Source organism: Paenibacillus zanthoxyli JH29 (assembly GCF_000520715.1).
Taxonomy (GTDB): domain Bacteria; phylum Bacillota; class Bacilli; order Paenibacillales; family Paenibacillaceae; genus Paenibacillus_AQ; species Paenibacillus_AQ zanthoxyli.
The window spans coordinates 1-26,823 of record NZ_ASSD01000497.1 but is presented as its reverse complement, the minus strand read 5'-3'; the positions used below and the strand labels follow the sequence as shown (position 1 = coordinate 26,823).

The 26,823-nt window shown below is 51.3% G+C and carries 29 protein-coding genes and 8 tRNA genes; 35 read left to right on the top strand and 2 right to left on the bottom strand.

Translation table 11 applies throughout. The features are described from left to right. Window positions 1-105: 105 nt before the first annotated feature. From L691_RS0119125 to L691_RS0119090, 8 genes are all read left to right on the top strand, one after another. Window positions 106-181 (top strand) — tRNA-Val (locus L691_RS0119125). Window positions 182-233: 52 nt separating this feature from the next. Continuing rightward, a tRNA-Gln gene (locus tag L691_RS0119120) sits at window positions 234-308 on the top strand. 71 nt (window positions 309-379) lie between these two features. After that, window positions 380-452 (top strand) — tRNA-Lys (locus tag L691_RS0119115). A 14-nt stretch (window positions 453-466) separates the two neighbouring features. Beyond that, a tRNA-Leu gene (locus tag L691_RS0119110) sits at window positions 467-550 on the top strand. A 7-nt stretch (window positions 551-557) separates the two neighbouring features. Beyond that, a tRNA-Gly gene (locus tag L691_RS0119105) sits at window positions 558-632 on the top strand. Between the two features lie 6 nt (window positions 633-638). Then, window positions 639-715, top strand: a tRNA-Arg gene (locus L691_RS0119100). A 10-nt stretch (window positions 716-725) separates the two neighbouring features. Continuing rightward, a tRNA-Pro gene (locus L691_RS0119095) sits at window positions 726-799 on the top strand. A gap of 10 nt (window positions 800-809) precedes the next feature. Then, a tRNA-Gly gene (locus L691_RS0119090) sits at window positions 810-883 on the top strand. A 159-nt stretch (window positions 884-1,042) separates the two neighbouring features. Here L691_RS0119090 and L691_RS0119085 read toward each other — a convergent pair. Then, a complete protein-coding gene (locus tag L691_RS0119085; protein ID WP_025691985.1) occupies window positions 1,043-1,456 on the bottom strand; it encodes an ImmA/IrrE family metallo-endopeptidase in 414 nt (137 codons plus the stop codon). A 36-nt stretch (window positions 1,457-1,492) separates the two neighbouring features. Next, window positions 1,493-1,933, bottom strand: a complete 441-nt coding sequence (locus L691_RS0119080; protein ID WP_025691984.1) for a transcriptional regulator — start codon at window positions 1,931-1,933, stop codon at window positions 1,493-1,495. Window positions 1,934-2,216: 283 nt separating this feature from the next. On the opposite strand from L691_RS0119080, the gene L691_RS0119075 reads away from it, so the two are divergent. The 27 genes from L691_RS0119075 (at window position 2,217) to glmS (ending at window position 26,751) form a co-directional block, all read left to right on the top strand. Continuing rightward, a complete protein-coding gene (locus L691_RS0119075; RefSeq protein ID WP_036737361.1) occupies window positions 2,217-2,726 on the top strand; it encodes an ArpU family phage packaging/lysis transcriptional regulator in 510 nt (169 codons plus the stop codon). A gap of 470 nt (window positions 2,727-3,196) precedes the next feature. Then, window positions 3,197-3,613 (top strand): phage tail terminator family protein, encoded by a 417-nt coding sequence (locus L691_RS0119070; protein WP_156934285.1) that lies wholly within the window; start codon window positions 3,197-3,199, stop codon window positions 3,611-3,613. After that, the gene (locus tag L691_RS32145; protein WP_156934284.1) at window positions 3,610-3,786 is read left to right on the top strand and encodes a hypothetical protein; all 177 of its coding nucleotides are present in this window, start codon (window positions 3,610-3,612) and stop codon (window positions 3,784-3,786) included. The genes L691_RS0119070 and L691_RS32145 overlap by 4 nt, the downstream gene beginning before the upstream one ends. Beyond that, window positions 3,786-5,108, top strand: coding sequence for a phage tail sheath family protein (locus tag L691_RS0119060; RefSeq protein WP_025691981.1), 1,323 nt, complete (start codon window positions 3,786-3,788; stop codon window positions 5,106-5,108). The genes L691_RS32145 and L691_RS0119060 overlap by 1 nt, the downstream gene beginning before the upstream one ends. Window position 5,109: 1 nt before the next feature. Beyond that, on the top strand, window positions 5,110-5,568 hold the full coding sequence (locus tag L691_RS0119055) for a phage tail tube protein (protein ID WP_025691980.1): 459 nt from the start codon (window positions 5,110-5,112) through the stop codon (window positions 5,566-5,568). A 105-nt stretch (window positions 5,569-5,673) separates the two neighbouring features. After that, window positions 5,674-6,096, top strand: coding sequence for a phage tail assembly chaperone (locus tag L691_RS0119050; protein WP_025691979.1), 423 nt, complete (start codon window positions 5,674-5,676; stop codon window positions 6,094-6,096). A 193-nt stretch (window positions 6,097-6,289) separates the two neighbouring features. Further along, on the top strand, window positions 6,290-8,197 hold the full coding sequence (locus tag L691_RS0119040) for a hypothetical protein (RefSeq protein ID WP_156934283.1): 1,908 nt from the start codon (window positions 6,290-6,292) through the stop codon (window positions 8,195-8,197). Beyond that, on the top strand, window positions 8,194-8,943 hold the full coding sequence (locus L691_RS0119035) for a LysM peptidoglycan-binding domain-containing protein (protein WP_025691977.1): 750 nt from the start codon (window positions 8,194-8,196) through the stop codon (window positions 8,941-8,943). Before L691_RS0119040 ends, L691_RS0119035 begins: the two co-directional genes overlap by 4 nt. A 39-nt stretch (window positions 8,944-8,982) precedes the next feature. Continuing rightward, window positions 8,983-9,945, top strand: coding sequence for an XkdQ/YqbQ family protein (locus L691_RS0119030; protein ID WP_025691976.1), 963 nt, complete (start codon window positions 8,983-8,985; stop codon window positions 9,943-9,945). A gap of 3 nt (window positions 9,946-9,948) precedes the next feature. Beyond that, on the top strand, window positions 9,949-10,245 hold the full coding sequence (locus L691_RS0119025; protein WP_025691975.1) for a DUF2577 domain-containing protein: 297 nt from the start codon (window positions 9,949-9,951) through the stop codon (window positions 10,243-10,245). After that, window positions 10,242-10,658, top strand: a complete 417-nt coding sequence (locus L691_RS0119020) for a DUF2634 domain-containing protein (protein ID WP_025691974.1) — start codon at window positions 10,242-10,244, stop codon at window positions 10,656-10,658. The genes L691_RS0119025 and L691_RS0119020 overlap by 4 nt, the downstream gene beginning before the upstream one ends. Then, window positions 10,651-11,718 carry a baseplate J/gp47 family protein gene (locus tag L691_RS0119015; RefSeq protein ID WP_025691973.1) on the top strand — a complete coding sequence of 356 codons (1,068 nt, stop codon included), beginning with the start codon at window positions 10,651-10,653 and terminating at the stop codon, window positions 11,716-11,718. The genes L691_RS0119020 and L691_RS0119015 overlap by 8 nt, the downstream gene beginning before the upstream one ends. Beyond that, window positions 11,708-12,259 carry a putative phage tail protein gene (locus tag L691_RS29430; RefSeq protein ID WP_051459409.1) on the top strand — a complete coding sequence of 184 codons (552 nt, stop codon included), beginning with the start codon at window positions 11,708-11,710 and terminating at the stop codon, window positions 12,257-12,259. Before L691_RS0119015 ends, L691_RS29430 begins: the two co-directional genes overlap by 11 nt. An 11-nt stretch (window positions 12,260-12,270) precedes the next feature. After that, window positions 12,271-13,461: a hypothetical protein gene (locus L691_RS0119005; protein WP_025691972.1), complete on the top strand. Its 1,191-nt coding sequence runs from the start codon at window positions 12,271-12,273 to the stop codon at window positions 13,459-13,461. Between the two features lie 19 nt (window positions 13,462-13,480). Then, window positions 13,481-13,849, top strand: a complete 369-nt coding sequence (locus tag L691_RS0119000) for an XkdW family protein (RefSeq protein ID WP_025691971.1) — start codon at window positions 13,481-13,483, stop codon at window positions 13,847-13,849. After that, window positions 13,842-13,946 (top strand): CD1375 family protein, encoded by a 105-nt coding sequence (locus L691_RS32980; RefSeq protein WP_198023070.1) that lies wholly within the window; start codon window positions 13,842-13,844, stop codon window positions 13,944-13,946. The genes L691_RS0119000 and L691_RS32980 overlap by 8 nt, the downstream gene beginning before the upstream one ends. A gap of 151 nt (window positions 13,947-14,097) precedes the next feature. Beyond that, a complete protein-coding gene (locus L691_RS0118990; protein WP_025691970.1) occupies window positions 14,098-14,442 on the top strand; it encodes a hypothetical protein in 345 nt (114 codons plus the stop codon). 3 nt (window positions 14,443-14,445) lie between these two features. Further along, window positions 14,446-14,646: a hypothetical protein gene (locus L691_RS0118985; protein ID WP_025691969.1), complete on the top strand. Its 201-nt coding sequence runs from the start codon at window positions 14,446-14,448 to the stop codon at window positions 14,644-14,646. Continuing rightward, the gene (locus tag L691_RS0118980; protein WP_025691968.1) at window positions 14,633-15,028 is read left to right on the top strand and encodes a hypothetical protein; all 396 of its coding nucleotides are present in this window, start codon (window positions 14,633-14,635) and stop codon (window positions 15,026-15,028) included. Before L691_RS0118985 ends, L691_RS0118980 begins: the two co-directional genes overlap by 14 nt. Next, window positions 15,000-15,701, top strand: coding sequence for a M15 family metallopeptidase (locus L691_RS0118975; protein ID WP_025691967.1), 702 nt, complete (start codon window positions 15,000-15,002; stop codon window positions 15,699-15,701). Before L691_RS0118980 ends, L691_RS0118975 begins: the two co-directional genes overlap by 29 nt. A 300-nt stretch (window positions 15,702-16,001) precedes the next feature. After that, window positions 16,002-18,794, top strand: coding sequence for a phosphoenolpyruvate carboxylase (gene ppc / locus L691_RS0118970; protein ID WP_025691966.1), 2,793 nt, complete (start codon window positions 16,002-16,004; stop codon window positions 18,792-18,794). A gap of 205 nt (window positions 18,795-18,999) precedes the next feature. Next, window positions 19,000-19,566, top strand: a complete 567-nt coding sequence (gene sigW / locus L691_RS0118965) for an RNA polymerase sigma factor SigW (RefSeq protein ID WP_025691965.1) — start codon at window positions 19,000-19,002, stop codon at window positions 19,564-19,566. A gap of 116 nt (window positions 19,567-19,682) precedes the next feature. After that, the gene (locus L691_RS0118960) at window positions 19,683-20,297 is read left to right on the top strand and encodes a zf-HC2 domain-containing protein (protein ID WP_025691964.1); all 615 of its coding nucleotides are present in this window, start codon (window positions 19,683-19,685) and stop codon (window positions 20,295-20,297) included. Window positions 20,298-20,554: 257 nt separating this feature from the next. Further along, on the top strand, window positions 20,555-21,388 hold the full coding sequence (gene cdaA / locus L691_RS0118955) for a diadenylate cyclase CdaA (protein ID WP_025691963.1): 834 nt from the start codon (window positions 20,555-20,557) through the stop codon (window positions 21,386-21,388). Continuing rightward, window positions 21,381-22,808, top strand: coding sequence for a CdaR family protein (locus L691_RS0118950; RefSeq protein WP_025691962.1), 1,428 nt, complete (start codon window positions 21,381-21,383; stop codon window positions 22,806-22,808). The genes cdaA and L691_RS0118950 overlap by 8 nt, the downstream gene beginning before the upstream one ends. Window positions 22,809-22,899: 91 nt before the next feature. After that, entirely contained in the window at window positions 22,900-24,240 is a 1,341-nt protein-coding gene (glmM, locus tag L691_RS0118945) for a phosphoglucosamine mutase (protein WP_025691961.1), read from the top strand. Window positions 24,241-24,918: 678 nt separating this feature from the next. After that, window positions 24,919-26,751, top strand: a complete 1,833-nt coding sequence (gene glmS, locus L691_RS0118935) for a glutamine--fructose-6-phosphate transaminase (isomerizing) (RefSeq protein WP_025691959.1) — start codon at window positions 24,919-24,921, stop codon at window positions 26,749-26,751. Window positions 26,752-26,823 lie beyond the last annotated feature (72 nt).

The window sequence follows — 26,823 nt, the reverse complement described above, 5'->3', positions numbered from 1 at the left end:
ACTCGCTTGCGAGGCGTATCCCCTACGGGTCACCATTACTATTAGTTTTTGGGGTTGAAAAAAGGACCCGCAGGTTTAATTATCTCAAGTGGATTGCTAACATATGGAGGCTTAGCTCAGCTGGGAGAGCATCTGCCTTACAAGCAGAGGGTCGGGGGTTCGATCCCCTCAGCCTCCACCATATCCTTCTTAATATTTGAGGATTATATGGGCATTATATATGTATCCATTATTGGGGATTAGCCAAGCGGTAAGGCAACGGACTTTGACTCCGTCATGCATAGGTTCGAATCCTATATCCCCAGCCACTTCACCTCCAAAAAGTGAAGTTAAGCTTAGATGATGATTCCGAGTACTTTTCGGGGACCCCATCTTACGCGAGCCATTAGCTCAGTTGGTAGAGCACCTGACTTTTAATCAGGGTGTCGAAGGTTCGAGTCCTTCATGGCTCACTTTTAAGTAACTTGCGCGTGTGGCGGAATTGGCAGACGCACTAGACTTAGGATCTAGCGTCTTTGACGTGGGGGTTCAAGTCCCTCCACGCGCACCACTTAAATGCGGACGTGGCTCAGCGGTAGAGCATCGCCTTGCCAAGGCGAGGGTCGCGGGTTCGATTCCCGTCGTCCGCTCCATATTTTGCGCCCTTAGCTCAGCTGGATAGAGCGTTTGACTACGAATCAAAAGGTCGGGAGTTCGAATCTCTCAGGGCGCGCCACTTATATTAACGGGATGTAGCTCAGCTTGGTAGAGCACCTGGTTTGGGACCAGGGGGTCGCATGTTCGAATCGTGTCATCCCGATTTCATCTTTGCGGGTGTAGTTCAATGGTAGAACTTCAGCCTTCCAAGCTGATAGCGTGGGTTCGATTCCCATCACCCGCTCCAGATTTAAAACAACTACATAAGCAACTAGTCATGTAGAACAGATACTCTTACTTTGGTAAGAGTTTTTTTGTTTTGCCTAACTAAATAGTGCCGTTAACAGCGGCATGGGCGTTCATTTATTCTCAGAGGTCATTAATATGATGAGAATATATGTTTGGTTTAAGGCTCCAAAAAAAGGCCGACTTCCGTCGGGATGCCTAAACGTGAATAATAGCTCTCCAATGATTCATCCTGCTCGGGAGAGGCGGCATCACTTAACAAGAGAACTGCAAACTGATTAGCCTGGCGTTCCAGCTTGCCCGGGTCGAAATAAGAGCTCTCCTCCAAAAAGAACCGATTAATGCCTTTATGCAGCCGGTCATGGCCCAATTCGTGCGCACAAACAAATCGCTGCCATTCCAAAGACAGCTCATTATGAATGACAATAAATCGTCTTCGAAGCTTGCGATAGTATAACCCCTTGGTTCCTTCGCCCAGGTTCATAAATCGGACATGGATACCTAGAGCCCGGCATAGCTCAAACGGACAGTTGGTTTTATATTTTTTAATTAGCTTTTTGACCAGTTCATCCATTTTCTTCACCTGCAGCATAGGTATTGTTTAAGGGCATTAATTATCCGGTTTGTCTGGTTTGGGAGTTGGCTTTCGTTTGTTCATCTGCTTGGCTTCCCAGAATAAGCCTGTCAGCACGTCTTTTATTCGTTGTCTGTCCTCTTTGTTAAGCGGATTTCCGTCAAACATCAGCTCTCCGTCATCCTCCAGCATCTTTTTAAAATCGCGCTTGTCTTTGCTGGTCGCCCATTCCGGTATTGCTTCGGCCATCTGCTCATATTCCTGTAAGTATCCTGCCCGTTCCATAAGCTCTTCGTAGGAAGCATTCATGGCTTCTGCCAGTCTGCGCAAGGTTGCCGGCTTAGGTACGCCCCGCAGCCCGTTCTCGATCCGTGAGATCTGTGAACCGCTGATGCCGGCCGCCACAGCCAATTGGCTAAGGGTAAGACCTTTGCTCTCACGCAGCCGTTTTAAATATAATCCAAACTCATGTTCCATCCCGCAACACTCCTTGTCATGCAATTGTCTGCTGATATTACTATAATCTAATTTTGCCAAAAGGTAAATAAAGTAATAATCATTTTGCCATAAGACAAGGGAATGGGAGTTATTATACGATTATTGGCGCGAAATGGCTGAAAACGGGATTTTACGAAACCCAATGCAAGGTGGTATATTATAGAAAAACACGAACAAGATGCGAACACAAAACATTCTATCATATTTTTCTTTTGCATCTGAAACAAATTTCTAGAAACCATTAAAGGAGCGCTACACGATGATGAATCTATCTTCCTTGCCTGAACTTGACCGGCGCCAAACTCAAATAGCGATTGAGAGCATGCTGGAGAAATACCGGATATTCAAAACGATTACGTTTGAGGCGAGAGAGGCTTCTACTACGTATTCTTACACGGAACGTTTTCATGGACCGACGCATGTTATTGCAGATCCGACCGCTTCACTTGCTGCGCATAATGTGGACGTGCCTGCCGCCCGGAGGGCGTACTGTGCCGCTGTGGAATCGGTGGTAGAGAGACTGGACAGCCGGGAACAGCAGCTGGTTCGCGAAAGGTATTTGCGAAGGGATGAGGTATTCGATTATACCGTTTACAATCATGTATTCGACCCTCCCATTAGCAAGGATACTTATGTAAAAATCCGGACGCGCGCTTTTTATAAAATGGCTCTCGCTTTCAAGGAGCTGAACATGCTGTCGCTGAGCCCGATGCTCAAAGCAGCATCCAAAACGAAAAAGGCAAACAGCGGCGTGCTGTCGAATATCCGATAAATAGGCCAAACCAATAGTAAGCGAGAAGGAGATTGCCCGAAGGGGCGGTCTCTTTTTTTGAAATATAAGACTGTATAAGCTTCGCGCCTATCGTTTGGTAAGGGTTCAATAAGAAGGGATTTATTTGCCGCCGAAAAAGCGTCTTTTTTCATCGCAACCTTCTTCCAAACTTCGCCCGAACGCCGTCTTCATGCGCTAAAAAAGGAGATATGATTATACCATGGCAAATGAAGCGAAAGAACACCGCGGGAGCATGAATGCTTCAGCAAAAGCTGCAGATACACCTGTAGAGCCAAGATAGCGGTGAAAGTTTCTTTCGGTCATTGCCCAAACAAACGGATGTCATCCATAGGGATGATGTCCGTTTTGCTTATCGGGAAGACGGGAGGGATGAATGCATAGGTAAGCAAGGAATTACAGAAAAGAGATCGGCAATAACCGGCTGACGGCCGGCTCAAGAAAGGAAGGCAATGATGTCTGTACAGCATTTGCGGAGCTGCATTACGGGTGCGCTGGAGCAGCGTTTTGTAGACATTCCCGTTATTTCGAATGACGATCCGTCGCAGACGCCGGGCTTTCGGCTGTTTCTGGTTTCGGCGGCGTATGACCGGCAGAGGGAAGACCGATATGCGGCGGTGTACCGGTTCGGTGTCCGCTATGAAGGCGTTCCGGTATCGGAGGCGGAGGTTATGGCGGATGCTTTGCGCGATGCTCTTACCCTCGTAGAAGGAGACGGGGTGAGCTACCGCAGTGTACGGCAGACCTGGACGGCCGGAGCGGCAGGAGAAGCGGCTCTGTTCACGGCAGAGTATTCGCTGTACCTGCAAAGCGAGCGTCCTGAAACGGTAAGAATGGGTCAATTCACAGAGGAAGGAAGATTGAAATGAGTGCAATGAATGAGAACAATATCGTATTCGGCAAGATACAGATTCTGGAGTCGGCGATTTTTACGCCAAGGGAAAAGGATGCGCTTGATGTGATTTTGCAGCAGGATCAAAGCTACACGCTGGAACAGGCTAGACAAGAGCTGGAGCTCTTTTTAACGAAGGAGGTTATCTAATGGCTGGAGGAACATGGACAACGCAAAACAAGGTGCGTCCCGGGGTATATGTGAATGTGTCATCCCAATCGGGCGCAATCGGAAAAATGGGAGAACGCGGCACCGCCGCATTGGCTCTAGCGCTCTCCTGGGGGCCTGCCGGTGAAATCATCAGAATTACGCCTCAGGCAGATATTGCGAAGCTGCTCGGGTATGACTGGACGCATAAGGCGCTGCTTCCGGTGCGCGAAACGCTCAAGCGTGCGGGTAAGCTGCTGCTCTATCGCCTAAATACCGGCGTCAAAGCCGAGGCAACGGCCAGCGGATTGAAGACAACCGCTCAATATGGCGGAGAACGCGGCAATGATCTGTCGGTCGTGATTGCAAGCAATATCGAGGACCCGGCCAAGTTCGATGTAAAGACGCTGCTTGATGGGGCGGAAGTGGACAGACAGACGGTCGCGGCCGCAGCCGATTTACTGGATAACGCCTATGTCACGTTCGCGGCGAACGGTTCGGAAGGACTGACAGCGTCTGCCGGTATTCCGCTTACGGGCGGAAGCAACGGGACGGTGACCAATCAGAACCACAGTGATTTTCTGGCCGCGCTGGAGGTGCAGGATTTTCAAACGGTCGGTCTGATCTCGCAGGACAATTCGCTTAAAGCTCTCTACACCTCTTATGTGAGACGGCTGCGCGATTCCGAGGGCAAGAAGGTGCAGGCTGTTGTGTCCGATTACGCCACCGCCGGTTATGAAGGGGTTATCAGTGTAAAGAACGGCGTTATCCTAAGCGATGGAACCGTTGTGGACAAGACGAAAGCGGTGGCTTGGACAGCGGGAGCGACCGCAGCGGCTGCGGTAAATGAATCACTGACCTATCAGGCTTATGACGATGCGGTGGATGCGGATGTCCGTCTGAGCCATTCCGAGACGACGGCGGCGCTCTTGAATGGTGAACTGCTCTTTACTTACAACGGCGCAAAGGCGGTGGTCGAGCAGGATATCAATACGCTTACGGCGTTTACACCGGCGAAAAACAAGGCTTTCTCGAAAAACCGGGTACTCCGTGTGCTGGACGGCATTGCGGTTGATCTGAAGCGTATTTTTGAAACTTACTTTGTTGGCAAAGTATCTAATAATGAGGACGGCCGTGCGCTGTTCTGGTCGCAGTGCGCCGCCTATATGAACGATCTCCAGGATATCGGAGCCATTGAGAACTTCAACGCGCAGACCGATATTTCCGTCGTTGCCGGCGTCGATAGCGATAGCGTAGTGCTGGAAACGGCTGTAAAACCGGTGGATTCGGTAGAAAAAGTATATCTGAAAGTGAAGGTGGTTTAAGATGGCGTTCTTGAAAGCTAGCGACACGATTTCCGGTCAGGAAGGCCGCGCTTATGCGGTGATCGGCACCCAAATCGAAGAGATGTTCTATGTGAAAAAGCTGGAGGCTACGGTCGAGAAGCAAAAAGCGGAAGTCAAAACGCTGGGCCGCCGCGGCGTCCAGCATAAAGCGACGGGGTGGTCTGGAAGCGGTTCGATGACTATTTTTTATATGACCAGCCGTTTCCGTCAAATGATGCTCGATTATATGAATACGGGCGTTGACCAGTATTTCGATATCGAAGTCATCAACGAGGACCCTTCGTCCAGCATCGGCGCCCAGCGGGTCAATCTGAAGGGCGTCAACCTCGACAGCGTCATTATGGCTTCGCTTGATACCGAGTCGGATGCGCTGGAGGAAGAGGTCAGCTTCACGTTCGAGGATGTAGAGATTGGCAAGCCGTTCGGTTCGGCGTCTTAAGCCGGAATTTATACGCATCATGTTAATTCGCTCGCGGGGGAGGGCGGTGTCTATAGCGCCGCTCTTGCCCCCGGCGGGCCACAATAATCATAGGAGGATTGGAAAATGAGTGAATTTAGTTTGTTTTTTGCACAAAATGTAGACTGCGACACGACCGAGGAATTTATCGTATCCACGCGCTTTAAAGATAAGGACGGCAAGCCCGCAGCCTGGAAGCTTCGCAGCATGACGGAGGACGAGAATCAGGAATGCCGGAAGGCGGCGACCCGGAAGATCAAAGGCAAGAACGGTGTCTACACGCCGGAAATCGACGCCAATGATTATATGGCCAAGCTGATGACGGCGAGCGTCGTATATCCCGATCTGAAAAATGCGGAGCTGCAGAGTTCTTACGGCGTACTGGGCGCGGAGGCGCTGCTGCGTAAAATGCTTCTGCCCGGCGAATTCGCCGCCCTCGGCGAGCGGGTACAGGCGCTTAACGGCTTCGGCACCGATATGAACGAACTGGTGGACGAAGTAAAAAACTGATTAACGAGGGCGACGGGGAGGCCAATCTGGCCTACTACGCCCTCCATGAGCTGCATATTTTGCCCCATGAGCTTATGGCGCTCTCTGTCCGCGAACGGGCCGCCATCTACGCGATGATCGCCGTCCGGGTGGATAAAGAAAAGCGGGAGCGCTCAAGAGGCAAAGGAAGAAAGAGATGAAGGGGGTGGATAGATTGAAAGCAGATTCGTCCAATGCAGTAATGGTGCCATTGAAGTCTCTTAGTATATGGAAAACAATCAATAAGCAGTGTATCCGGCAAAACCTTCAATTGGATACCGCCAACCGGTCTTTAAAAACCATGCAAACCGTCTTAGAACGGAATCGTTGGGAAATCACCCGTGCGCTGAACCGAGTGGACAAGTCCGTGCAGGATATGTCGCAATCTTTGCTAAGCGTTTTGGAAAAACTGATTCCCAAGATCGTAGTGGTAAAAGATACATCTATGCAGGAAAGCCGGCAGAAAGCGGCTCAATCGCAGCAAATGGGCGCAGCCGTGTGGTCATCATCAGGCAGCCGAGCAGCAGCAGGAGTACAAGCGGCGGAGAAGAAGGAAGCCGAGAAAGCGAAGAAGGTAAAATGGTGGAAAGGAATTAACTTGACTCCCCAAAAGCCTCCGGAGCGGGAAGAAAAGCCTGGTTTTGGAACTAGGGTCATGGATTCTCTGAAATCCCTAAACGTGACCAGACCGTTCAATGCCGTGAAGTCGATCGGGGAGAAAGCGATAAAAGCCGCAGCAAAGCCGGGAGATATAGCAGACTGGAATCAGATGAATAAAAATGTCGACAAGCTGTTCGGGAAGATGGGCGAAAAAGCGATGGGAGCGCTGCGGCCAGTCATGGATGTGCTTAATAAGGCGCTAACGTCCAATCAGTTTGCTCCGATTATTGACAGCATAGCGCAAGCTTTTCTAGTAGTTGCCAATGTGCTCGCCATGGTAGTCAATGGATTTCTGTGGCTGGTATCCGTCATAACTGCCAACTGGGATATTATTAAGCCGATTCTGGAGGCCATAGCGGTTGTCTATTTAGCTGCGCTGATTATTCAGCTTTACGCTGCGGTTGCCGGTGTTCTGGCGATGGCGGCGGCTTGGCTGGTTGCCAATTGGCCGATTTTGCTGGTGATTGCTGCGATAGCCTTGGTGTTCTTTGTATTGCAGAAGCTGGGCGTCTCGGCCGGGGAGGCCGTAGGAGCGGTAGTCGGCGCATTCGGCGTGCTGATCGCGTTTATTCAAAACGTCGGCATTTTCTTCTATAATACGTTTACCGCGATCGGGGATTTTCTGACCAATCTGTTCAATGATCCCGTCTATACCATACAGAAGCTGCTCTACAATCTGGCTATGCAGACGCTTAATGTGCTGTACAGCATGGCTCAAGGAGCCGAGGGGTTTGCGGGCGGCTTCATGAAGGTTATGGCCGATGCGTTCAACTGGATTATCAATAAGTTTAATTCCATGGTCGACGAGATGAGCGGCATACCCTTTTTCGACAAATTGGGAATCGGTAAATTAAAGATGGAACTGCTTAATCCGGAAGCTCCGCATGCCGCAAGCGAAACAATCGATAAATTCCGGAAGGATCTAAGCGCCTTCGAGCCTCAAACGGATAAAGAGCAGCGCCATACGGACAAGAAGAGCTATGTGTCTTACTCAGAGGCATACAAAAAATACAGCAAAAAAGGGGAAGACTTCGTTGACAGCTTTAGCAATGTGGGGAGAAAGGCTAAAGATGCCACCAAGGATAAAACGGGCGCCAAGACGCAGGACTTAGCCGGAGCCGCGTCCGGAAGCCGGACAGGCCTCACTCTTTTTGGCAATCAAGGCGGCAACATCAACAACGTCGCCCGTGTTGGAGAGGTCGGTTCCGTCAAAGATACCGTGGATATTTCCAGCGACGATCTGGCTATGCTGCGGGAGCTGGCTGAAATCCAGGCGATTCAAAATTTTGTCGAGTTGACGCCAACGGTACAGGTAACAACTGGGAACATTAATAATGCCGGAGATATCGACTCGATTATCAACAAAATCAATAAGAAGCTGAGCGAGGAATTCGTGTCGACCGCACAGGGGGTATACACATGAATACGCACCAGGAGTACGGTTTTTTTCTCAGTTATAACAATATGGAGGATATCTTCCGCCTGCCGGTCAATCCCGAGACGCTGGAGATCAAGGAAGCGGGTGAAGGAAAAAGCTATACCATTATCGATTTAGGTGAGATCAACGCTATTTCCTATCCCAAGCTGACCGAGATTACGCTGGAAAGCATCTTTCCGGCGCAGCGCTATCCTTTCGTCCTCGTGCCGGAGACAGGGAAGAACCGGTTGCTTAAACCTTTTGAATATGTGGAGATGATCAAAAAATGGATGACGAGCCGCAGGCCGATCCGTTTTGTTTTTTCCGGTCTGGAAGTCAAGGAACCGAAGGCAAAACCGGCAAGCTGGCTGAACGCTTCGCGGTACAGTGAAAATTCAACTTATTCCAATAATTTACCCGTGAGCATGGCCATGAGCATTGAGAGTTTCACCTGGAAGCTCAGCGCCGGAACTTCAGGAGATATCGAATATTCGCTCTCGCTGAAAAAATATGTGTTCTACCAGGCGGCCCCGGTAAAAGTCGTTAAGGGAGCGGCCAAGACGCAGCAGCAGAGAGCAGGCGACCGGAAAGCCCCGGCTGTCTATAAGCTGAAAGCGGGCGACAATCTGTGGAAAATCGCGCAAAAGGAACTGGGTGACGGCAGCAGGTGGAAGGAAATCCAGAAGCTTAACGCTATTCCCGACAGCGAGCTCAGGAAGCTTCCGGTTGGCAAGACGATTAAGCTGCCTTGACGCGGCCCCGCTATTTTACCGGTAGGAGAGGAGGAAGCCATGGAACTGCTGGTCAAGAACAAGGAAGACAGGATATGGGATATCGCCGGGATCGTCTCGGACATTTCCTGGAAAACCGCCCGCTCCGGGAAGCCTTCTACACTGGAACTTACGCTCCTTAACGGGGGGATTTACCAGCATCCGAAATTTGCAATCGCCAACGGCGATATTGTGCAGTTCCGTAAGGATGGGATTAATGTTTTTTACGGATTTGTGTTCAGTCTGGAGACCGGCCAGGACCGGCAGCTCAAGCTGACGGCTTACGACCAGATCCGGTATCTGCTTGGCAACGGCAGCTATGCCCTTCAGAACGTAACGGCGACCGGCGTCATTCGCAAAATCGCGGGCGATTACGGACTCAGAACCGGCGTGCTGGAAGAGACGGAGTACGTTCAGCCGTCATTAATTCAAGACGATAAGAAGCTGCTCGATATCATTATGGGGGCGATCGAATCCGAGCTTCGGCAGAAGGGGCGGCTGCTGGCTTTTTACGATGATTTTGGCAAGCTTACGCTGCGAGGTCCGGAATCGATGCTGCTGAATGTGGCGCTTGGGAAGGGCAGTCTTCTATATGACTATTCACTCAAAACGAGTATTGATGACGAGACGTATAACACAATTATTTTGTACAAAAACAATGAAGAGACAGGGAAACGCGATTTCTACCCGGCCAGTGATAAGGAGAATGTCAAACGGTGGGGGATTTTGCACTTGTCCCAGAAGGCGGACGACAATGCGAACGCGGCGCAAATCCGGGAGAAGGCGAAGCAGCTGCTGAAGCTGCATAACCGGGAAAAGATTAGTCTTTCGGTACAGGCCATCGGCGATTTACGCGTGCGCGCGGGCAGCTTCATTTATGTGCTTTTGGATGAGCTTAAGGTGCAGCTGTTCCTGGTCGATCAGTGCACCCACAATCTGTCCGGGGGAGAGCATACCATGTCTCTTGATATCAAGGTGGTGTAAACCGTGTTGGATATTATTAAAAAAGCAAGCCTCGGAGCGGTGGACAGCAGCAATCCGGTGGCTTTTTTTTATGGAACGGTAATTGCGGGAGCGCCGCTGCAAATCCAAATTGATCAAAAATTTATTTTGCCCGGGAACGCGCTCGTTCTGCCCGAATCAGTTATGGAAAGCAAAATCCCGCTGGATGGCGGGGAAGCCGTGCTGCGGCGGGGGCTTGAAGCGGGCGACCGTGTTCTGCTGCTGCGCATGCAGGGCGGCCAGAGCTATGTTGTGCTGGATAGGCTGGTGAAGTCGTTATGATTCCCGAAGCGGGACAGTCCAGTTACATTACAGAACAGGTAGAGGGGGAATCTGAATCCCCGAGCTTAACCTATGGCATCGACTGGAAAAAGGGGCGGATTACCGGCTATGTGGACGGTCTGGATGCTCTAAAGCAGGCAGTGGATAAGGTGCTGCGCACGCTCCGCTATGAACAGCTTGTTTACAGTTCCAATTATGGAACGGAATGGAGTCTGGTGCTGGGTCAGGACCGGCTGCTGGCCAGAACGGAGATTCGGCGGATTGTGACCGAAGCGCTGCTTCAGGACGACCGGGTTGAGGGAGTGGATCAGCTGGAGGTTTCGTTTAACGGGGAGAATGTGTCCATTGACATTACGGTGAGGTCACGCTACGGAGATATCCAAATCAGAAAGGAGCTGAATGCCAATGGCTGACCAATCATTTGGGGCGATTCTGGAGCGGATGCTGGATCGTGTGCCGGAAGAGCTGGACAAAAGGGAAGGCAGCATTATTTATGACGCCTTGGCCCCTGCGGCCGCAGAATTGGCCCAGATGTATGTCGAGCTTGAGCTGAATACGAATCTGTTCTTTGCCGACACGGCGACCGGCGAGTTTCTGGAACGGAGCATTGCATGGTCGGGCATCACAAGACGTCCGGCAAGCCCGGCTGAAATTCAAGGGACGTTCTATGCGGATGGCGGCGGATGGCTGGACATTCCGGTCGGCAGCCGCTTTTCGCTTGATCAATTGAACTATACGGCGGCGGAGAAGCTGTCTCCCGGTAATTACCGGCTCACCTGCGAAACGGCCGGAACAGCGGGAAACCGTAATTCCGGCGCGCTTCTGCCCATCGACTATATTCCGCAGCTGTCGCGGGGCGAGGCGGTTCGCCTGCTGATTCCCGGAGAGGAAGCGGAAGATGACGAGACGCTGCGGCAGCGTTATTTCGATTCGGCCAGACGGCCGGCGACAAGCGGCAACAAAGCCCATTATGCGGAATGGGCGCTGCAAATTCCGGGCGTGGGCGGCGCGCGCGTATTTCCGCTGTGGAATGGTCCGAAGACGGTGAAGGTAACGATTGCCGATGCGGAGATAAAACCGGCCTCCACGCTGCTTGTGGATCAGGTGCAGCAATATATCGACCCGGCTCCGGGACAAGGGGAAGGGCAGGCGCCCGTTGGAGCGGTGGTGACGGCAGCTTCGGTTCAGGGCAAGACCATAACGGTCTCCGCTGAGGTTACACTGGCTTCCGGATATGAGCTGCAAGCGGTGAGGGATCGATTTCAAGCCGCTCTTGAGAGCTACCGCAAGGAAAAAGGATTTACCGCGACGTATATCAGCCAATCCGTCATCGGCGCTCTGCTGCTGGGCACCGAGGGGGTTGCGGATTATGCGAATCTGCTGCTGAACGGCGGAGCAGGCAATGTGACACTTGGAGCGGAAGAGGTGCCGCTATTTGGGGCCGTGACGCTGGAGGTGCAGGATGGCAGCTAATGAATCGTTTACCGGCCTCATGGATTATTTGCCGGATTATTATCGCGGCATCCTGGAGATGGAGACGGTGCAGGGCGTTCATACCGCAGAGTGCGGGGACGCCTGGTCTGCGCTGGAAGATCATCGCGGCCAGCTGAATGTGGATACGGCAACTTGGATGCTGGACCGGTGGGAGAATGAGCTGGGGCTGAACGTCGACCGGACCAAGACTTACGCCGCGCGCAGGGAGCGAATCACGGCGAAGCTGAGAGGGACGGGAACGACGACGCCGGACATGATCCGGCGGACGGCTTCCGCTTTTTCCGGGGGAGAGGTTGAGGTTGCGGAGGTTCCGGGCGAGTACAGCTTCGAAGTCCGATTCGTCGGCACGCTCGGAATTCCGGCCAATCTGGACGACCTCATTCAAATCATCGAGGAGATCAAGCCGGCTCATTTGACATATCGCTTCCAGTATACCTTCACCTGGTGGACCGTGCTTAAAGCGCTGACCTGGAGCGAGGCGCACGCCAAGACCTGGGAGGACTTACGAGTATATGAATAGGAGTGTGACTAATGCGAACGACTAATAACCTTGGTTTGAAAAAACCGGAGGGAACCGACATTGTAGACATTGCCGACCTGAACGGCAATATGGATACACTGGACTCTGCGGTGAAAAGCCTGCAGGACCATGCGGCCGATACGCACCTGCACATTACGGATGCGGAGCGGACGCAGTGGAATGCCAAGGAAACCACCGCAGGCGCCCAGGCTAAAGCAAACGCTGCCGCCGCCGCTTCGGTGCCGTTAACCCATAAGGGAGCGGCGAACGGCGTAGCTCCGTTAGATGTCTACAGCAAAGTCCCCCTGGCGAATTTGCCGACAGGTGCGGGAAACGGGATTGACGCAGACAAACTAGACGGCCATCACTATACAGACTTCATGCTTGCTGATGGCACAAATACACATTTCATGGAATTAGGAGCGTATCGAACATGGGCCGGTCCGGCGCATATCGACTTCCATAGTAGCGGGGTTGGGGGCGACTTCGACGCTAGAATCATAGCCGATGGCGGATCAGGTGCGGCTAATGGAACACTTAACCTACAGGCGGGGCGTGTCACTACCAGTGCGCAGTTATGGGTGTATCAGAAACCGGAATATGGGGCGTCAAGTGGGTTGATCCTACCTATCGGGGATTCAGATACAGGGATTAACTGGGTGTCAGACGGGAAACTGGACTTCTACTCGAATAACCAGGTAGCCTTCCAGCTAGTCAACGGTGTAGCCAACTACCGCTGTTCTGATGGAGCCTACCGCCCAATGACAAACCTATGGGGTGACGATACCGAAGGCTTCCGCTCTTATGCCAGCGCGTGGCGCTCTACTCCAATGGGAATAGTGAATAGTACATGGACGCGAGTTATTTGTAATGCCTCAAGCGCAAACTATAAAGGTGAGTATAATGAATCTACTGGTGTATTTACTGCGCAAAAACTAGGACTGTACCTTGTCGTTTTTTCCGTTAAATTTAATTCTGTCCCAGCCGCTTCCAACCGCATTATGAGCTTCGTTATTGGTGCTTCTAGGTATGAGGTGGCGTCTGCATCGCCAGGGGCTAACGGATTTGATCAAAATATGCACGGATCCGGTATCTATCGACTAGGTGCAGGACAGACAATTTCACCGGAAATCTTTAGTTCGACGGATGTTGATGTAAAAGTCGGGGTTAGCACGACTTTTACCGTTATACGAATAGCGTAAAAAGGGAGGCGGGAAAACTGTGAATAAAGCTCAAGCTATTATGTATTTATATCCAGAGGCTAACCCTTTACGGGACTTCGAGGTAAGAGATATCTGCGACGGAAACGGACCATACATTGCCGTCTGGAACCTGGATGTTCCGCAGCCGACTGAAGAGGAACTGCAAGCTGCCTGGGAAGCGTATCAGAAAGCCGAAGCAGACAAGCCGCTGGCGGAGCCGGACGAACTCGAACAGCTGCGTAAGGAACTCGCGGATTCCAAGACTGCTCTGGAAGGTACGAACGGTAAGCTGAAAGCCGCTGGGGAAGAGACAACGAATGTACAGCTTGCGCTGGCCGAGATGTATGAGCAGCTGTTGGCGTTGAAGGAGGGGAATCCTAATGGCTAAAGTATACGCGGACTTGATCCGCAAGGGCCTAAAGACGGTGGATGAAGTCCCGTCAGCCTTACAAGAGGAAGTGCGCCAAATCATTGTAATGTCGTGAAGTATTACTTTCACGGCATGAATCATTCATGACCTAAAACACGTATCGCGCACAATCGTTATTCGCCCCCGCTGGACGGGGGTTTTTTAAAATATAAGGATTTATAAGTTTCACGCTAATAAATGGCCTTATATTTCTAGGAGAAACGCACTTGCGTCTTTGGGGACGCCGTCAGGCGTTTCTTCTTGCATTAAATGAAGAAAGGGACGGGAAAATGGAACAGGGAGACATTGCGCAACTTGAGAAGCTGCTGCCGCTGGCGGACAAATACGGGCTCGCTTATGTTGTGGCGTTGATTCTGATGATTGTGGTGATTATGTTGCTGCGGGCGATCGCCAAAGGAAGCTTGGTGCCGCGGGAGCTGCTGGACAAGGCTGAGGAGGATCGCGACCGGTTGCAGGCGATTCTCGATAAGGAACGTTCCGATTTCATGCAGCCGACGCTCGATGTGCTCAAAAAATTGAAAGTCGATCAAACGGAAGACAGGGGGGCTTAAAGCATGCGGTTTCCATGGATTTGGCGCTTTTTTCTCCCCCTGCATGCGGAAAAAGAAAGGGAGCTGCGGCAGGCCTCCACCCGTGTGACGCTTGCTATCAGCCGCTACTGTGACACATCACGTGAGATACAGGAAGAGATCAGGCGCAACCGGTTCGCCCAATACTTGATATATGATCGAGGGGATGCCCATGAAAGGAATTGATATCATTCTGCTTGTACTGTACGGCACCGCCATCGGCTGTTCGCTGTATATCATTCACCGCCATAAGGCTTATTTTCATGAGCGGTTCCGAAAGGGCGTGGTCAGCGTGTTCATGCTGGCGATGCTCTTTTTTCTTGTGGCGTATACTGTCAATATGCTGATTGTGCTGGCGGCCCATTTTGCGGACATATTCGGACTCTTCACTCCGGAGCTTGAGAACTGGCTGCTGTATGGCTGGACGCTGGCCCAGATCGGAACGACCGCAGGATTGATCGCTTTGGCTGTTCTGGCGCATACGGGCAAATATGACCAATTTATCTATTTACGACGGATTGACCGGAAAGGAGAAGGGCATGCTGACTCTGACACAGGTTCAAAATAAATCATCGGCCAAACTGGCAGGGCTAAATCCGGCTGTGCATGCGGCGGCTGCGGCGCTGATCGAGCGCTGCTATGCCTGCGGAATCCCCATCCTTATTACCCAAGGGCTGCGGACGATGGCCGAGCAAGACACGTTATACGCTCAGGGTCGAACTAAGCCGGGGGCCATTGTCACGAACGCGCGCGGAGGATACAGCTACCATAATTACGGGCTTGCGGTTGATTTTGCGCTGCTGCTGCCGGATGGAAAGAATGTCTCGTGGGACATGCTGCGCGATGGCAATGAAGACCGGCTTGCGGACTGGGGGCAGGTTGTCCAAATCGCCAAAACATTTGGCTTCGAGTGGGGCGGCGACTGGAGCGGTTTTAAAGATTTTTCCCATTTGCAAATGACGTTTGGACTGGCTTTGGATCGGCTGCGTGCCGGAGAACGACCTTCCGAGGCTGCTATGGCAGCTGTAAACGATCTTTTGAAGAAGAATGAGACCCTAATAAAGGAGGATAAAGCTGTTGTTGCGGTTCATGTAAACGGCGTCAAGGCGGCCGACGGTGTGCTTGATAAAGGCATTACCTATGTTCCGGCACGTATGCTGGCGGAGGCGATGGGCGGCAAGATAAGCTATGATCCGAAAACGAGAACGGTAAACATTACGCTCCCCGGCGAAAAAAACTAAATTTTTTTCAAAATAATTTCAGTCTTCCCGATGAATAAGCCCCCCTATAATGAAAGCCCTATCTTCCGTATTTCATATGTATTTTAGAACGATTCCAGCTATTTTCTCGATAATTTAATAAAAATGTAAAAAAATATACCTGTATAAATAATCATATTGATGTATAATCTTAAAAGACTATGTCGCTTCACCGTGAAAGAAAGTTGGAGATTTTCGATTTGTTTTATTGTATGATATGAGGAAAGCTCTAACATGACCTGTGATGAGACATTCATACGGAAGAAGGATGGGGGGAACAGCATGACCGAACTTACGACTACCGCAGGCAAAGTCAATTCCAATAATCTGCTGCGGAGAGACGTACGGTTCCTGGGGAATATTTTGGGCGAAGTCTTGGTTCATCAAGGCGGTAATGAATTGCTGGAGATCGTGGAGAAGATTCGCGAGACCAGTAAGTCATTGCGCTCAATTTGTTTGCCTGAACTGCACAGCGAATTTAAGGAGTTAATCGACTCCCTGGATCCGGAGAATCGGCATCAGGTAATTCGAGCATTTGCCATTTATTTTCAATTGGTGAATATCGCCGAACAGAATCACCGGATACGCCGCAAAAGAGACTATGAGCGCTCGGCGGGTGAGACCGTACAGCCTGGTTCGATAGAGAGCGCTATTCAGGAGCTGAGAGAACGGGACTTCTCTCCTAAGGAAGTGTGGGAGATTGTTAACGGCCTGTCGCTGGAGCTCGTCATGACTGCCCACCCGACAGAGGCGATGCGCCGCGCCATTCTTGACATCCACAAGCGGATTGCCGACGATGTTACGGGTCTGGACAATCCGACACTGACCTTTAGGGAACGCGAGCAGCTTCGGGAGAAGCTGTTGAACGAAGTTATTACCCTGTGGCAGACGGATGAACTGCGCGACCGCAAGCCTACGGTGCTCGATGAAGTGCGCAATGGAATGTACTATTTTCACGAGACGATTTTTCACGTGCTGCCTGATGTCTATCAGGAGCTTGAACGGTGCCTTAGCAAGTATTATCCGGGACAAAATTGGCATGTTCCGACTTATCTGCGGTTCGGCTCCTGGATCGGCGGGGACCGCGACGGTAATCCTTCGGTTACGTCTTCGGTTACACTCCAGACGCTGAAAATGCAGCGTATACTGGCGGTACGGGAATATCAGCGGATTATGCGCGAGCTGATGCAGTATTTAAGCTTTAACACTAGTATTGTAAAAGTAACGCCGGAGCTGCTGGAGTCCATTGCCAAGGACCGGGCGTCAATTAAACTGGACCGCTTCGACGCTTGGCGCAACGATAACGAACCTTATCGGATCAAGCTCAGCTACATGATTTCGAAGACGCAGAACGTGCTGGACGAGGAAAAAAGAGGAACATCGGAGTACTATACTTCACCGGCAGAGCTCATACAAGACCTGAATATCATCGACCGAAGCCTGCGGCATCACTTCGCTGATTATGTGGCGGACACGTACATCAAGAAGCTGATCCGCCAGGTGGAGCTGTTTGGCTTCCATGCGGCGACGCTCGATATCCGCCAGCACAGCAAAGAGCATGAGAACGCCATGACGGAAATTCTGGCCAAGATGGACATTACGCCGGATTATTCCAAGCTGTCCGAGCAAGAGAAAATTGAGCTTCTGGAGAAGCTGCTCAACGATCCGCGGCCGCTAACTTCCCCTTACCAGGAGTACAGCGAAGGAACCGAGGAATGCCTGGAAGTGTACCGGACGGTATATAAAGCACAGGCGGAGTACGGCAAGCAGTGTATTACCAGCTATCTGATCAGTATGGCTGAGGCGGCAAGTGATATTCTGGAGGTTATGGTATTCGCCAAGGAAGTGGGACTATTCCGCCGCGACGCGGACGGCACCGTTGTCTGTACATTGCAGGCGGTGCCGCTGTTCGAGACGATCGATGATCTTCACGAGGCGCCGGATATCATGCGCACAATCTTCAATATGCCGATCTACCGTCAAGCGGTTGCGGCAATGAGTGATTTGCAAGAGATCATGCTTGGTTATTCCGACAGCAACAAAGACGGCGGCGTGGTGACCGCCAACTGGGAGCTGCGCGTGGCGCTGAAGGGGCTCACGGCTATGGCCGACGAGTATGGCGTCAAGCTGAAGTTCTTCCACGGCCGCGGCGGAGCGCTCGGCAGAGGCGGCATGCCGCTGAACCGCAGTATTTTGGCCCAGCCGGCCTCTACCATCGGAGGCGGCATTAAGATTACCGAGCAGGGAGAGGTTCTTTCCTCCCGTTACGCCATGAAGGGGATTGCCTACCGCAGTCTGGAGCAGGCGACTTCCGCGCTCGTGATTGCGGCAATTAACGCAAGAACGCCGCACAGCGATCTTTACGATAACAAATGGGAAGAGATCTGTAGAGAGATTTCGGAGGTTTCGCTGAACAAATATCAGGATTTGATCTTCCGCGACCCGGATTTCCTGAGCTTCTTCAAGGAGTCCACGCCGCTTCCGGAAATCGGAGAGCTCAATATCGGCTCCCGTCCGTCCAAGCGTAAGAACAGCGACCGGTTCGAGGATCTGCGGGCGATTCCGTGGGTATTTGCCTGGACCCAGAGCCGTTTCTTGCTGCCGGCTTGGTATGCGGCGGGAACAGGGCTGCAAAGCTTCTATCAAGGCAAGGAAGAGAACTTGAAAATCCTGCAGCACATGTACGGGAATTTCTCCTTCTTTACGAGTCTGATCGATACGCTGCAAATGGCGATTGCCAAAGCGGATCTCACTATTGCAAGAGAGTACGCGGAGATGGGCCAGAATAAGGAGGCCCAAAACCGGATTTACGGACAGATTGAGGAAGAGTTCCGCCTGACCTCGGATCTAATCCTGAAGATAACCGGCCAGCAGGATATTTTGGATAATGTGCCGGTCATTCAGGAGTCCATCCGGCTGCGCAACCCTTATGTCGATCCGCTTAGCTATTTGCAGGTGCAGCTGTTGACCGAGCTAAGAGCGCTGCGGGATAAGGATCAGGACGACCCTGAGCTGCTGCGTGAAGTGCTCCTTACGATCAACGGAATTGCCGCCGGTCTTCGTAATACCGGCTGATACCGCGATCCGGTTCATTTCATAAGATACATCAGCCTGTCTTCCCTTGCGCGGAAGACAGGCTTTTTTGCATGCTGACTAAACCTGGAAATGCTGAGATAAATCCTTGATTTTTAACCGTTGTTGAATTACGATTTAAATGCTTGTACCGTGAATAGAGTGGATTACGACATACCAAGGGCGGCAAGTCTGGGGGAGTTAGCTGGTGGAGAATTTGGAAGGCAGGTTGACAAAGCTCGCCTTGAAGGGCGACCAAAGAGCATTTGCCGAACTTGTCGAATTATATAAAGACAGAATCTATCATCTGGGCTACCGGATGCTGAATAACCGCCATGAAGCGGAGGACATTGTCCAGGAGACGTTTTTGCGCGTCTACCGGAATCTGGACCGATACGACGATAACCAGAAATTCTCGACATGGATTTACCGGATTGCGACCAATCTTTGCATCGACCGCTTGCGCAAGCGCAGGCCCACGTATTCGCTGGATGCCGAACTTAGCGATCAGGAGGGAACTGACGGCTATTCTCTTATTCCAAGCGACAATGTAACGCCCGAAAGCGAGCTGCTTCTCTCCGAGACGCAGAGAACGATCTATCAGGCGATTGACGAATTGCCTGTGAAATACCGCTCGGTCATGATCTTAAGGTATTTGCAGGATTTGTCGCTTCAGGAAATCAGCGATGTGCTGGATATGCCCGTTACGACGATTAAGACCCGGGTACATAGGGGCCGGGAGTTTTTGCGCAAAAAATTGGGCCCGAGATTATAAAGAAACCCATTATTTTGTGAAACGCATGTTGACCTTGGCGCGTATGTAATTTAGCAAGCCTTGTGTACCCGATTTTGATGGGTAATTAAATAGCACTGATGAAAGGATTGGCTCCTATGGAATGCAAACTGGCCGTCTCTATGATGCATGATTACTTGGATGACGACTTGCCCGGACAGCAGCAGCGGGACTTGAAGGAGCATCTTCTATCCTGTCCGGACTGCCGAGCGAAATTCAAGGAATTGGAACAAACCGATATGCTGCTTTTTTCCCTTATGCACCAGAGTCCCGTTGTTTCTGATGATCTTGTGGGACTTGTTATGGGCGCGCTGCCGCCTTCCAAGAAGGAAAGACGGTTTATTGCCTGGATAAAGAAGCATCCCGCGCTTACCGCGGCCTCGGTGTTTCTGCTGGTCATGCTGATGAGCTCCGTCACTTTGTGGAAACAGGATGGACAGCTTGTCGTGAAAGGCTCTGATCTCGATCAGGTGGTGATCAAGGGAGATACCGTTATCGTTCCTTCCGGCAAACGGGTTTCCGGCGACCTTACGGTAGAGAACGGTAAGACTCAGGTGTACGGGGATGTGAACGGGAATGTGACCGTTATTGACGGTTCACTGTACCAGGCATCGACCGCCCACATTTCGGGGCAAGTCAAGAGCATCGACCAGGCATTAAGCTGGTTCTGGTATAAAGTCACCAATATGTTCTCTGACGTCGCCTACCGCTAATGCGAAAGGCCGCCTGGACATGACGGACTGCCGCGCCTCTTTTTCTTGGAAAAGACGGCGCTTTTTTGATGTGTTTATTTCATAAAGCTGAAATTGTGCGTGGAACTCCAAACTTTTTCTGATAAATCGCGGGTTATTCGGCCTGTTTAAGCGTAAACTTGCAACATGGGCGTGAACGTTATAACCTAGATATGTTACAGAATTAACAGATAATTTACATAAACCCAGCTAATATGAACTGACGGGGGTTTTACGCAATGAGTTATTTTACGGACCTAACCTGGAAAGATTCTATTAAAGATATTATCGATATACTGATTGTCAGTTATATTATATATAAAGTGCTCAACATGGTTCGCGGCACCCGTGCGATTCAGCTCCTGAAAGGGATTCTGGTACTCATTGTCATCTGGGCGTTCAGCACGCTGTTTGATCTGTATACGCTGAAATGGCTGATGAATCAAATGTTCACCTTCGGTGTGCTGGCCGTATTTATTATCTTTCAGCCGGAGCTGCGGCGCGGTCTGGAACAGCTTGGAAGGGGAAAGTTCTTTGGCCGGACTGCGGAGAACGATGAGGAAGTAAGTAAATTAATCGGCGAAGTGATTAAAGCCGTAAATTATTTAGCACGCAGAAGAATTGGGGCATTAATCGTTTTCGAACGGGCAACGGGCCTTAATGAATATAAAGAATCCGGAATTCAGATGAACTCCATCGTAAGTTCCGAACTGCTGATTAATATTTTTATACCCAATACACCGCTGCATGACGGCGCGCTTATTATGCAGAGCAATCAGATTGCGGCGGCCGCCTGTTATCTGCCCTTGTCCGAGAATCCGTTTATCAGCAAAGAGCTCGGAACCCGGCACCGTGCGGGCATTGGAGTTACCGAAGTGACTGACGCGGTGTCCGTTATCGTCTCAGAGGAAACAGGTCAGATTTCATTAGCGATCAACGGCCAGGTGGTTAGGGATATCAAAGAAGAGTCGCTGATTTCCAAGCTTTACGAAGAGCTGCGGACCCATTCGGCTCTCTCGGAGAAGCGCAACGTCTTCTGGAAATGGAAGGGGGGCGGCGGGACGAATGGATAAATGGATGAACAACAACAATTTCAACAAGATCCTTGCTGTAGCCTTCAGCATCATTCTGTGGGCGATGGTCCATATTGACAGTGCTCCTACCGCTCAGTCGACCGCCCGTCTGGAATCGAAGATCATCGAGAATATCCCTATTCAGATGACGGGGCAGGATAATGATAAATATGAATATTCCATGGACGCAGATAGCGTGCGGATGGAAGTCATGGGGAAAAGAAGCGATATCACCTATATGTTCTCCGACGCTTATAAAGTAACGATCGATTTGAGCAAAGCGGAGCCGGGAACGAGTGAAATACCGCTGAAATACTCGCTCCCGCGCGGGGTGGAGCTGATTTCAATTACCCCTAAGGAAGTTCATGTCCATATCGAACAGCGGGTCACGAAATCATTTCCTGTAACGGTTGTCACCAAAGGGACGCCTGCGCAAGGCTATCAGTTCGGAACACCGGTGGCAGAGCCCGGGGCGGTCAAGGTTACGCTTGCTGCGAGCGAGATAGCCCGTATGGCGAAGGTTCAGGGAACGATTGAACTGAATGGCGAGAATGAGACCGTGACGGGAAAAAGGATGAAGCTTGCGGCCTACGACGCAAACGGCAAAGAGATTAAAGATGCGGTGATTGAGCCTGCATCTGTGTCTGTAGAAATTCCGGTCACGCTGCCCTATAAAAGCGTACCGCTGAAAATCGGCTATACCGGCAGCCTGCCGGATTCGCTTGTGCTGTCAAAGGTTACGCCGGAGGTGGACAAGGTTGTAATCTATGGGCAGGAAGCTGCGCTGGCATCTGTGGCTTCATATGAAGCCACAATTGATCTTAGTTCCATTAATGGCGCGGGAACGTCGACGCTCAAGCTGGATCTGAAGCCTCCGGACGGCATCCAGGACATCGCTCCGAAATCCGTCAATGTCACGGTTGTGGCCTCCGAAATGGCAGAACGGACGTTACAGGATATTCCCATAACGCTAGAGGGGGTACGCAGTGGACTATCGGCTTCGGTTACAAGTCCTGCGGAGAGAACTATTTCTCTTACGCTGTCCGGGGCACGCTCACTGTTGGACCAGTTGAACAAGGACGATATTAAAGCAGTCGCGGATTTAAGCGGTCTTAGCGCGGGGAACCACGTGGTGCCGTTGCAAGTATCGCTTCCGAGCTTTATTGAGCTGAGCAATAAGCAAAGGACGTCAGTGACCGTTCAGCTGTACAATCCAGCTTCCTCGGCTTCTCCATCAGCCACTCCGGCCAGCGGGTCTACAGCTACACCGGAACCAAGCACGGAGCCTGTCTCCGGCGGCGGAAGCGTAGATGAACCGGCTGCGAGCGCCGATAATGGAGCCTCGGAGGAACCGACACCGACTGTTTCACCGGATGGCGGCGATAATCCAAGCGGAGATAGCGAGCCGTCAGCGCAGTAAAGCCATGATTTAATGTGCAAGAACACAGAGAAACCCGAAATCATATAGTATGAATATTAAGCTGCAGCAGCATAGAAAAAGGAGAAAAGAAATGGGAAAGTATTTTGGAACTGACGGTGTGCGCGGAGTCGCCAATCGTGAATTGACAGCAGAGATGGCCTACAGCATTGGCCGCTGCGGAGGATATGTGCTTACCGCCAATGTGGAGAAGCCTAAGGTGGTTATCGGAATGGATACGCGGATCTCGGGTCCGCTGCTGGAGTCGGCGCTCGTAGCCGGTATGCTGTCAATCGGTGCAGAGGTTATCCGTCTTGGCGTTGTGACAACGCCTGCCGTTGCCTATATTACGCGCCTCTTGAAGGCCGATGCGGGTGTTATGATTTCCGCTTCTCATAATCCGGTGGAGGATAACGGCATTAAGTTCTTCGGCGGCGATGGCTTTAAACTGTCGGATGAGACGGAGCTGCGTATCGAAGAACTGATGGACGCCGAGACCGATGAGCTTCCGCGGCCTATAGGCTCGGGTCTCGGAACGGTGAGAGAGGATTTTGAGTCCAAATATGTTTATTTGGATTACTTAAAGACAACTGTTTCGCACAGCTTCAAGGGGCTTAAGGTTGTGCTGGACTGCGCGCACGGCGCGGCATACGAACTGGCTCCGAAGCTGTTCCAAGAGCTTGGCGCCGAAGTGATTGCTATCGGTGCGGAACCGGACGGCCTGAATATTAATGACGGCTTCGGCTCCACGCATCCCCAGAAGCTGCGCGAGGAAGTGCTGCGTCTAGGCGCGGATTTGGGACTTGCCTTTGATGGCGACGCCGACCGCCTGATCGCTATTGACGACCGGGGCGAAGAAGTCGACGGCGACTTTATTCTATGCATTTGCGGCGATGCGATGAATCGTGCGGGCAAACTGAAGGATGGAACGATCGTTTCGACGGTAATGAGCAACATCGGCTTTTATAAGGCTGCTGAGAAGCTGTCTCTCAAGACTGCGAAGACGGCGGTGGGTGACCGCTACGTTATGGAAGAAATGCGCCGTGGCGGCTACAATCTGGGCGGTGAGCAGTCGGGCCATGTTATTTTCCTCGACTATAATACTACCGGCGACGGTATTTTGACTGCCATTCAGTTGGTGGATACATTGGTGGCTTCGGGCAAAAAGCTCAGCAAGTTGAAGTCAATGATGACCAAATACCCCCAGGTTCTTGTCAATGTGCGCGTGCAGGATAAGAAAAATTATCCGAATAATTCCGCCATTGAAGCGGCGATCATGGAGATCGAAGACAAGCTGGGCAGTAACGGCCGAGTACTCGTTCGTCCGTCCGGAACCGAGCCGCTGATTCGTGTCATGGCGGAAGGCCCGGTCAAGGAAGATCTGGATCTTTTTGTGGGACAGATCGTGGAAGTTGTGCAGCGAGAGCTGGTATAATACCGGCCTCTAAACGGGTGAATTGAGGCAGCGTTTGATTAGAGGTTTTTTCCAACAATGACTTTGTATAATTAATTTCGCCTTTGCGGCATACATTGTGCAGGGGCGGATTTTTCTGTAAATTTCATCAGAGTCATCATTATGGCTGTTTGGTTAATTCATTTGCAAAAGCGCATTAGCCTGCATATAATAGACTATATTCATTATTCAAGAAGGAAAGCGGGGGTCGTGAGGTTACGCATTATAAGCGCCAGAGCTTGAACCTGCGCGGGGGAGAAGGAACGGCTATTAACGCCTATATAGGCTAGAGCTGATCCCGATCACGGCAAACTCAAGCTGACGAGGTGGAGGTGTTCGAAATGTTCGGCGGGGACCTCCCGGTGAAGCGCCAGAGCCGTAAACAGAAACGGAAATCGAACAGGGCAACCGTTCAGACAACGTTTTTGTGGGCGCAACTTAAAAAGAACTTATTCATGGGTGTGCATCTAATAACGGAACGGAACAAATCTGCTAGTGGCAGAGGAAAAGACTGTGCATTTCCTGAAATAAGTCAATGTAACAGGTTATTTTGTTGAGAATCGGACAACAGAATATTTGCTTTTCTCAAGCATGCCGCACAAGCACGTTTCTTTCCTCATGCCGCCTAAATTATAATCCAATGGACGGAGGAAATTATTTATGTGTGGTATCGTGGGATATATCGGTAATCAGAATTCTCAGGGGATCTTGGTTGAGGGCTTGAAAAAGCTGGAGTACCGGGGGTATGATTCGGCAGGCATTGCTGTGTTCACCAAAGACGGTCTGCAAATCGTGAAGGCACTTGGCCGTTTGGCGAACCTGGAGTCTAAACTGGAGGATTCTCCGCTTGTCGGCAGCGCCGGCATCGGTCATACCCGTTGGGCTACGCACGGCAAGCCGTCGGATGCCAATTCCCATCCGCATACGGATGAGAGCCATAAATTCTCGGTCGTTCATAACGGCATTGTCGAGAATTATCTGGAACTGAAAGAGGAACTGATGGCCGAAGGATGCCATTTTTCTTCCGAAACCGACACTGAGGTCATTTCACACCTCATCGCGCGCGAGTATGAAGGGGATATCGTCAAAGCTGTGCAAAAAGCGATCAAATTCATGCGCGGCGCGTTTGCGCTGGGAGTCCTGACTGAATACGAACCGGATAAACTGGTTGCCGTACGTCAGGCAAGCCCGCTCATTATCGGTCTTGGCGAAGGAGAGAACTTTATCGGGTCCGATATTCCGGCTCTGCTGGAATACACCCGTAACGTATATATTTTGAACGACGGCGAAATGGCCGTACTTACAAGAGATGCTGTCGAATTGATGACCATCGAGGGGAATTTTATTTCTCGGGAAATGATTACTGTCGATTGGGATGCCGTAACCGCAGAAAAAGGCGGCTTTGAGCATTTCATGCTGAAAGAAATTTACGAGCAGCCAAAAGCTTACCGGGATACGATGCTTGGCCGTATGAACCCTGAAGGAACCAAGGTGATTCTGCCGGAGCTGAAGCTCACGAATGAGCAAATCAAGAACATCAAGAACATTCAGATCGTAGCCTGCGGCACCGCTTATAACGCCGGTCTCGTCGGACGCAATCTGATCGAATCGCTGGTTCGCATTCCGGTCGAGAACGATATCGCATCGGAATACCGCTATCGTTCGCCGATCGTATCGCCGGAGACGCTGGTTATCGTAGTTAGCCAATCAGGTGAAACGGCGGATACGCTGGCTGCACTGCGCGAAGGTCATGCAAATGGCGCTCATGTGCTGGCCATCACTAACGTTGTCGGCAGCTCTATCGCCCGCGAAGCGGATGATGTGCTCGTAACCTTGGCAGGACCGGAAATTGCTGTAGCTTCGACTAAAGCCTACACTTCACAGATTATCGCCTTCGGCTTATTGGCTCTGTACCTGGCTGACGTGCGCGGCACGCAATCCGAAGCGGAAGTAGCCCATATTTTGGCGGCTATGCAGTCATTGCCGGAGCAGGTGGAAGCCATCCTGGAGAAGAAAGACGCCATCAAAGCATATGCCGAGCAAATCGCGAAGCATGATCACTTGTTCTACCTTGGCCGCGGCGTGGACTACGCAGTTGTCCAGGAAGGCTCGCTCAAACTGAAAGAGATCTCTTACATTCATTCCGAAGCCTATGCGGCAGGCGAACTGAAGCACGGAACGCTGGCATTGATCGAGGAAGGCATTCCGGTTATCGCTGTGGCGACCCAGGAATTCGTTCTGGAGAAGACCGTCAGCAATATCAAGGAAGTGAAGGCCCGCGGCGCAGACGTGCTGGCGATCACGCATGAAGAGCATGTCGCCGACCTGCTGAAATCCGTCGACCAGGCCTTTGCCATTCCGAAGACCCTGCCGATGCTGACTCCGGCCCTGTCCGTTGTCGTTCTCCAATTACTGGCTTACTACGCTTCCCTGGCCCTCGGCCATGATGTCGATAAGCCAAGAAACCTGGCGAAGAGCGTGACGGTGGAGTAAGGGTAGTAGGGAGTTTGTTGGTTGTTGTTGTCAGAAGAAAATAAAGTATTAGACTGAAAAATAAAGTGTTAG